Annotated in this window: 4 protein-coding genes; all 4 read right to left on the bottom strand. The window is 69.8% G+C overall.

Annotated features, from left to right (window positions below; all coding sequences use genetic code 11):
* Nucleotides 1-209 precede the first annotated feature (209 nt).
* Entirely contained in the window at nucleotides 210-1,202 is a 993-nt protein-coding gene (gene murB, locus BIS11_RS14755; protein WP_253426242.1) for a UDP-N-acetylmuramate dehydrogenase, read from the bottom strand.
* Nucleotides 1,203-1,210: 8 nt separating this feature from the next.
* A complete protein-coding gene (gene kdsB / locus BIS11_RS14750; protein WP_253426240.1) occupies nucleotides 1,211-2,011 on the bottom strand; it encodes a 3-deoxy-manno-octulosonate cytidylyltransferase in 801 nt (266 codons plus the stop codon).
* On the bottom strand, nucleotides 2,011-2,220 hold the full coding sequence (locus tag BIS11_RS14745; RefSeq protein ID WP_253426238.1) for a Trm112 family protein: 210 nt from the start codon (nucleotides 2,218-2,220) through the stop codon (nucleotides 2,011-2,013). Before BIS11_RS14745 ends, kdsB begins: the two co-directional genes overlap by 1 nt.
* Nucleotides 2,213-2,644 (bottom strand): tetraacyldisaccharide 4'-kinase (locus tag BIS11_RS14740; protein ID WP_253586403.1); only part of this gene is annotated, 432 nt, incomplete at its 5' end. The genes BIS11_RS14740 and BIS11_RS14745, both read right to left, overlap by 8 nt.

Below are 2,644 nucleotides of genomic sequence, written 5' to 3'. Positions count from 1 at the left end.
GCTCAGGGTGACGCCGAACCCAAGGCGCCGCTCGAAAGCGAGGCACCGGCCCAGGAAGCCTCCACCGCCGCGCCGGCCAAGCGTCGTCGTCGTCGGGCCCACAACGACCCGCGCGAGAAGCGCCGGCAGCAGGAGAGCGGTGGCCAGGAGTAAGCCGCCCTCACGAAAAACCCCGCCTGGAGCGGGGTTTTTTATGCCTGGATGATGCGCTAGAGCAGGCGCGGCTCCGGCTCAAGGGTCACGCCGAAGCGCTGCTCGACGGTCGCGACGATGCGCCGGGCAAACGCCAGAAGCTCGTCGCGGGTTCCACCGCCGAAATGCACCAGCACCAGGGCCTGGCGCTCGTGCACGCCGAAGGCGCCCTGCCGCTCACCCTTCAGCCCGCACTGGTCGATCAGCCAGCCGGCGGCCAGCTTGTCGCCTCCGCGAGACTGGGGAAAGCGCGGCATACCAGGATGGCGGGCGGCCAGCCGGTCGGCGAGCTCGCGGGCGACGACCGGGTTCTTGAAGAAACTGCCGGCATTGGCGAGCGTGGCCGGGTCCGGCAGCTTCTCGCGGCGAATGGCGCACACCGCCTGGGCGACGTCGAGCGGCGTGGGGTCGGCCGGCACCCGCGCCGCCAGATCGCCGTAGCCAAGCCTTGGGGTCGCGTGGCGGGCAAGCCTGAGGGCCAGCCGCGTGATGACCACCCGCCCCGCCAGCGCGCCCTTGAACACGCTGTCGCGATAGCCGAAGGCGCACTCGGCGCTATCCAGCCAGCGCACCCGCCCGGTATCCAGCGCCATCACCTGCACGCCCTCGATCACATCTGAAAGCTCGACGCCGTAGGCGCCGATGTTCTGCACCGGGGCCGCGCCGCAGGCGCCGGGAATCAGCGCCAGATTCTCGAGCCCCCACCAGCCGCGCTCGGCCAGCGTCATGACCAGCGAATGCCAGTTCACCCCGGCGCCGACGTAGGCCGTGGCGCGCTCGCCGTCGCGCTCGACCCACCACTGCGTGAGAGCGGGCACCACCGCCGCACCAGGCAGACGCTCCGGCAGCAGCACGTTGCTGCCGCCGCCGAGCAGCGTGATCGAAAGTCCCCGCGTGCGGCACGCAGCGACCACTTCCCGTAGCGCTGAAAGCGTGGCAGGCCTCGCCGCGAAGTCGGCGGTGCAGGGAAGCTTCAAGGTGTTGGCGCGGGAGAGATCCGCCTTCGCCATCAAGTCCGTCACGTCGTCTCTCGCGCTGGGTACTCAAGGCGTGAGATGAATGAGCGCACCTTGGCCAGGTCTTCCGGCGTGTCCACCCCGGCGGGGTTGGGCTCGCAGGCCAGCGCCACCTGGATGGCGTGGCCGTGCTGCAGCGCCCTGAGCTGTTCGAGCTGTTCGAGCTGCTCGAGCTGCGACGGCGCCATCTCGCGAAAGGCGTTCAGAAAGCCCGCCCGGTAGGCGTAGATACCGATGTGTCTGAGCCAGGCATCGGTCTCCAGCAGCGACGGGCGCTGGGCGAACGCGTCGCGATCCCAGGGAATCGGCGCGCGGGAGAAATAGAGCGCGCGCCCGGAGTACGCCCGGGCCACCTTGACCGCATTGGGGTTGAAGAGCGTCTCGACGTCGACGATGGGCTCGGCGAGCGTGGCCATGGCGGCCCCCGGGTCCGCGGCGAGGCACGCGGCGACCTGGTCGATCAGCGCCGGCGGAATCAAGGGCTCGTCGCCCTGCACGTTGACCACCAGGGCATCGTCGCTAAGCGCCAAAAGCGTGGCCACCTCGGCCAGGCGATCGGTACCGGAGGGATGCTCGGGGCGGGTCATCACCACCTCGGCGCCGTAGGGCGCCAGCGCCTCGCGGATACGCACGTCATCGGTGGCGACCACCACGCGGCTGGCCCGCGAGAGCCCGGCGCGCCGCCAGACGTGGGCCACCATCGGCTCGCCGGCGATGTCGAGCAGCGGCTTGCCGGGCAGGCGCGAGGAGCTCATGCGCGCAGGGATGACGGCGACGAAGTCGAGATTTTCCTCGGCGGCCATCACGCGTCTCCCGTGCGCCCCAGCGAGGGCTTGAGCTTCTCGTCGGCACTCAGCGCGCGCGCCTCTTCCGGCAGCATCACCGGTATCCCTTCCCGGATGGGAAACGCCAGGCCATCGTAGTGGCAGGTCAGTTCCCGAGCCTCTCTGTCGTACTCCAGCTGGCCGTTGCAGAGCGGGCAGACCAGCATTGCCAAGAGTTCCTTATCCATGAGCGCCTTCCTCGTCGTTGTCAGCACGTGTGGGTGTGTCGTTGAGTGTTTCCAGGGTCTCGAACAGCCAGGCCTCGAAGCCGGCAGGAAGCGCGGCTTCGATCTCCAGCGCCCAGCTGTCGGCGGGCGCGAGGTTCTTGCACTTGATCGCATCCTTGGCGGTCATCACCACCGGCCGCGCCGGCGTGAACGCAAGCGTGGTCGCATCGAAAGCGTGATGGTCGGCGAGCGGGTGGCGCTCGCCCGTCACCCCGAGGGTCTCGAGGGTTTCGAAAAAACGCGCCGGATGGCCGATGCCCGCCACCGCGTGCACGGGCGGTACAAAGGGAAGCGGCGCCAGCGGCGCGGCCTCGCCACTCGTCACACGGCGCCAGCGTACCGGCACCAGCGTCATCGGCTGGGCCGCGACCGGCAATGGCGCCGC

Source organism: Halomonas sp. 707D4, from assembly GCF_024158685.1.
Classification (GTDB): domain Bacteria; phylum Pseudomonadota; class Gammaproteobacteria; order Pseudomonadales; family Halomonadaceae; genus Vreelandella.
Note: the sequence above shows the minus strand (reverse complement) of the source record. Positions and strands in the feature narration are given on the sequence as shown.